Origin of the sequence: Mycobacterium sp., from assembly GCF_046095365.1 — a bacterium.
Taxonomy (GTDB): Bacteria; Actinomycetota; Actinomycetes; order Mycobacteriales; family Mycobacteriaceae; genus Mycobacterium.
In genome coordinates this window covers 1-4,727 of sequence record NZ_JBJTJF010000128.1, presented here as the reverse complement: position 1 = coordinate 4,727, position 4,727 = coordinate 1, and the positions used below count along the sequence as shown (strand labels likewise).

5 protein-coding genes and 1 pseudogene are annotated in these 4,727 nt (G+C 71.8%); 4 read left to right on the top strand and 2 right to left on the bottom strand.

Translation table 11 applies throughout. The features are described from left to right. Positions 1 to 159, bottom strand: a pseudogene (locus ACKOQ4_RS10595) (2-phospho-L-lactate guanylyltransferase); the annotation flags it as partial. Between the two features lie 57 nt (positions 160 to 216). Between ACKOQ4_RS10595 and ACKOQ4_RS10590 the strand changes: the two are divergent. From ACKOQ4_RS10590 to ACKOQ4_RS10580, 3 genes are read left to right on the top strand one after another with little or no spacing between them, the layout of a single operon-like run. Beyond that, positions 217 to 1,224, top strand: coding sequence for an NAD(P)H-dependent glycerol-3-phosphate dehydrogenase (locus tag ACKOQ4_RS10590; RefSeq protein ID WP_526291583.1), 1,008 nt, complete (start codon positions 217 to 219; stop codon positions 1,222 to 1,224). Positions 1,225 to 1,228: 4 nt separating this feature from the next. Continuing rightward, positions 1,229 to 2,344: a cystathionine gamma-lyase gene (locus ACKOQ4_RS10585; protein ID WP_526291581.1), complete on the top strand. Its 1,116-nt coding sequence runs from the start codon at positions 1,229 to 1,231 to the stop codon at positions 2,342 to 2,344. A 12-nt stretch (positions 2,345 to 2,356) separates the two neighbouring features. Then, the gene (locus ACKOQ4_RS10580) at positions 2,357 to 3,424 is read left to right on the top strand and encodes a D-alanine--D-alanine ligase family protein (RefSeq protein ID WP_526291579.1); all 1,068 of its coding nucleotides are present in this window, start codon (positions 2,357 to 2,359) and stop codon (positions 3,422 to 3,424) included. Here ACKOQ4_RS10580 and ACKOQ4_RS10575 read toward each other — a convergent pair whose 3' ends face one another. Beyond that, complete coding sequence (locus tag ACKOQ4_RS10575; protein ID WP_526291577.1) at positions 3,425 to 3,967, bottom strand: DUF3515 family protein; 543 nt, start codon at positions 3,965 to 3,967, stop codon at positions 3,425 to 3,427. 70 nt (positions 3,968 to 4,037) lie between these two features. On the opposite strand from ACKOQ4_RS10575, the gene ACKOQ4_RS10570 reads away from it, so the two are divergent. Further along, the coding region (locus ACKOQ4_RS10570; RefSeq protein WP_526291575.1) for a thiamine-phosphate kinase at positions 4,038 to 4,727 on the top strand (690 nt) is incomplete at its 3' end.

Sequence of the window (4,727 nt, the reverse complement as noted above, 5' to 3'; positions counted from 1 at the left end):
CCGGACTGCCGGAACCGCCCCGGCCGCGGCGATGGTGTCGACCAGCATGGCCAGCACCACCCGTTCGCGGGCGCCGGCCCCGAACAGGGCCGAGAGTCTGCTCTTGGCGGCATCGAGGCGTTTGACCGCGATGATCAGCCCGACGCCCATGGCCGCCATCCTGCCAGCGTCGGGTGCTTTAGTTTGATAGGCGACGGCGAGAGGGTGCGGGGTTCGATGAGCGGCGTGGGTGCGGCGACGGTGATGGGCGCTGGGGCCTGGGGCACCGCGGTCGCCAAGGTGCTGGCCGACGCCGGCGGCGACGTCCGGCTCTGGGCGCGCAGCCCGCAGGTCGCCGACGAGGTCAACATGACGCACACCAACAGCCGGTATCTTCCCCGCGTCGTGCTGCCCGCCGCGGTCAAGGCGACCAGCGACGCGGGTGAGGCCCTGGACGGGGCCGGCACCGTCCTGCTCGGGGTGCCGTCGCAGAGCCTGCGTCGGAACCTGGAGGGGTGGCGTGGCCACATCGCCGAGGGCGCGACCCTGGTGAGCCTGTCCAAGGGGATCGAGTTGGGCACTCTCATGCGGATGAGTCAGGTCATCGTCGCGGTCACCGGTGCCGACCCCGGACAGGTGGCGGTGGTCTCCGGACCCAACCTCGCCGACGAGATCGCCGACGAGCAGCCGGCCGCGACCGTCGTGGCGTGCTCGGACTCAGGTCGCGCGGTCGCCGTGCAGCGCGCGCTGAGCACCGGCTATCTGAGGCCATACACCAACTCCGACGTGGTGGGCACCGAGATCGGTGGCGCGTGCAAGAACGTGATCGCGCTGGCCTGCGGGATGGCCGCAGGGGTCGGGCTGGGCGAAAACACGGCCGCGGCGATCATCACCCGCGGCCTGGCCGAGATCATGCGGTTGGGAATCGCCCTGGGGGCCAAGACGACAACGCTGGCCGGTCTGGCCGGGGTGGGGGACCTGGTGGCCACCTGCACCTCGTCGCACTCGCGCAACCGCAGCTTCGGCCGGCGCCTCGGTAGGGGGGAGACGCCGGCTCAGGCCCAAGCCGCGACCGAGGGACATGTCGCCGAAGGCGTCAGCTCATGTTCGGCGATCCTGGCGCTGGCGTCGAGCTACGGCGTGGAGATGCCGCTGACCGAGGCGGTATCTCGGGTGTGCCACCGGGGACTGTCCGTCGACGAGGCCGTCGTGCTGCTGCTGGGCCGCAGCACCAAACCGGAGTGATGCCATGACTCGGCGCTACGGCGATTCCACCCGCACGGTCAAAGCGGCTGACACACAGGCGATTCCCGGTCAGCCGGTGCCGCCTCTGCCGGTCCCGGTGTCGGCCTTCCACCTGTCCGCCGAAGAGGGCAGCGAAGCGCACGTCTACGGCCGCTATTCCAATCCCGCCTGGGTGCACCTGGAGTCGGCGCTGGCCCGGCTGGAGGAGGCGGGCGCGGCGCTGGTTTTCGGCTCCGGGATGGCTGCGGTGACCGCCGCGCTGCGGGTGCTGTCCCGCCCCGGGTGTGTGGTCGTCGTGCCCGCCGACGGCTACCACCAGGTGCGCCGCTATGCCGCGGAAAGCCTTGCCCCGCAGGGTGTCACGGTACGCGAGGCGGCAGCGGCCGACCTCTGCGAGGCCGCGCGGGATGCGGACGTGGTGCTGGCCGAGACCCCGACGAACCCAGCCCTCGACGTCGTCGATCTGCACCGTCTGGCCGGGGTCTGCCACCGCCGCGGAGCCCGGCTGCTGGTGGACAACACCACCGCGAGTCCGCTGGGGCAGCAGCCGCTGTCGATGGGTGCGGATCTGGTGGTGGCCAGCGCGACCAAAGCGCTTGCCGGGCACAGCGACCTGGTGGCCGGTTACGTCGCCGGCGGCAACCCCGAACTGATGGCTGCCGTCGAACGGGAACGCACGCTCGCCGGTCCGATACTCGGCGCACTGGAAACCTGGATGCTCACGCGCAGCATCGGAAGTTTCGGACTCCGATTCGACCGGCAGTGCCAGAACGCCCAGGCGCTGGCCACCGCTCTGCACGACCACCCGAGAGTGCGTTCGGTGCGCTACCCGGGCCTGCCCGGCGATCCGTCGCACCCGGTCGCCTCGGCCCAGATGCGCCGCTTCGGCGGAGTGTTGGCGGTCGAACTCGACGACGCCGGCCTGGTTCACGACCTGGTGCGGCGAAGCGATCTGCTGCTGGCCGCCACCAGCTTCGGCGGCATTCACACCTCGGTGGACCGCAGGGCGCGCTGGGGCGATGCGGTGCCGGAGGGCTTCGCCCGCATCTCGGCAGGCATCGAGGACACCGACGACCTGGTGGGCGACGTCGTGGCGGCTCTGGATTCGGCGGGGCGGTAGCCTCTTCTGCTTGTGACTGTCCGCCCCGGCTCCCGGATCCGCGTCGCCGTCGTCTACGGCGGCCGCAGTTCCGAGCACGCCATCTCGTGTGTGTCAGCGGGCAGCATCCTGCGCAATCTCGACCCCGACCGGTTCGACGTCGTGCCGGTGGGCATTGCCAGGGACGGGTCGTGGCTGCGGGCCGACGTCGACCCCGACGAACTGGCGATCGCCGACGGGAAACTGCCGGAAGTCCGTGGCGGGACGCACTCGCCGCTCGACGGCGTGGCAGAGATCCTGTCTTCGGTCGACGTGGTGTTCCCGATACTGCACGGCCCCTACGGCGAGGACGGCACCATCCAGGGCCTGCTGGAGCTCGCCGGCCTGCCCTACGTCGGCGCCGGAGTGTTCGCCAGCGCCGCCGGGATGGACAAGGAGTTCGCCAAGAAACTGCTGGCCGCCGACGGATTACCCATCGGGGACTACCTCGTGCTGCGTCCGTCCCTGGCAGAGGCCGACCCGGACGACGTCGCCCGCCTCGGCTTCCCGCTCTTCGTCAAGCCCGCGCGGGGCGGCTCGTCGATCGGTGTCACCCGGGTCACCGACGCCGCCGGGCTGCCCCCGGCCGTCGCCGAGGCCCGCCGGCACGACCCGAAGGTCATCGTCGAAGCCGCCGTGGAGGGCCGGGAACTGGAGTGCGGCGTCCTGGAGTTCCCGGACGGGACGGTGCGGGCGAGTGCGATCGGGGAGATCAGGGTGGCGGGGTCCGGCGGCCGTGGCGACGCCTTCTACGACTTCGAGACCAAGTACCTGGACGACGCCGCCGAACTCGACGTGCCGGCCGCCATCGCTGACGACACCGCGAAACAACTGCGGGACTTGGCGATTCGCACGTTCGTCGCACTCGATTGCCAGGGACTGGCCCGGGTCGACTTCTTCCTCGCCGAGGACGGCCCAGTGATAAACGAGATCAACACGATGCCGGGTTTCACCACCATCTCGATGTACCCGCGGATGTGGGGGGCCAGTGGCGTTGACTACCGGACCCTGGTCGGCACGATGGTCGAGACCGCGCTGGCGCGGGGTACCGGACTGCGCTGATCAGGGTTTGCCCGGCCGGATCGGCATGGCGGGCATGGTTCGCTCGATCACATCGCTCAGCGCCTGGATCGGCGCCGGACCGGAACCGTCGGGCAGCGTCAGCGCCACATAGGCCGGGCGGTCGACGCACAGCCAGGTGACCCGCCCCGAGGCGGCGTCGGCCATCCGGAACCACTGCACCTCGTTGACCAACTGAATCGGCGCCCCGACAACGAACTCGGCGGGGCGGTCCACCCCGCAGCGCATCACCACCGGTTGGCCCCCGGCCGCGTTGTCCCCGCGCCACGCCGCGGCGCCCGCCGGCGTCGGCGCGGCGGTGTCGGCTCGCACGAAGTCACCCAGCCGGTCGGGCAGGGTGTCCACCAGCGACCGGCATTCGGGGCCGTCGGCCTGAGGGGCGGGTATCGCGGCGATCACGACCGGCGCCGCGGGCGAGTGCTGGCGGGTGGCCGCCAGAGTGAGCACCGCGGCGATCGCCGCCACGGCCAGCGTCAGCGCGGCCAGCAGCAGCCCGCGGGGCGGGCCGTCGGGATCGCCCTGCACGTCGTCACCTCGTCGTTCGGCCCTACACTGACGGGCTCAACGTACCGCAGCGGATTCGAGAGGACGGGGCATGCCGGAGTCCGCCGAACCGACCCTCGGTGATCTCGGGGAGTTCGCGGTCATCGGCCGGCTTCTCGCCGGGCGCGGCGCAGCGGCCGGCGTCCCGGTCGGCCCGGGCGACGACGCAGCAGTCGTGGACGCCCCGGACGGGCGGGTCGCCGTCAGCGCCGACATGCTCGTCGAGGGACGCCACTTCCGGCTGGACTGGTCCACCCCCCATCAGGTCGGCCGGAAGGCCATCGCCGCGAACGCCGCCGACATCGAGGCCATGGGCGCGCGGGTCACCGGCTTCGTGGTCTCGTTCGGCGCGCCACGGGACACTCCGGCGGCCGGCGTCACCGCGCTGGCCGACGGTATGTGGGCCGAGGCGGCGCGGGTCGGGGCCGGCATCGTCGGCGGAGATCTCGTCTCCAGTCCGCAGTGGGTGGTCTCGGTCACCGTCCTCGGTGACCTCGAGGGCCGCGATCCGGTGCTGCGCAGCGGCGCGCGGGCCGGATCGGTGATCGCCGTCGCCGGCGAGCTGGGCCGGTCGGCCGCCGGATTGGCGTTGCTGGACAACGGTATTGGCGGTTTCGACGAGTTGCGAATGCGTCATCTGGTGCCGGAGCCCCCCTACGGCCAGGGCCGGGCGGCGGCGGAGGCCGGGGCCCAGGCGATGACCGATGTCTCCGACGGTCTGCTGGCCGACCTCGGGCACCTG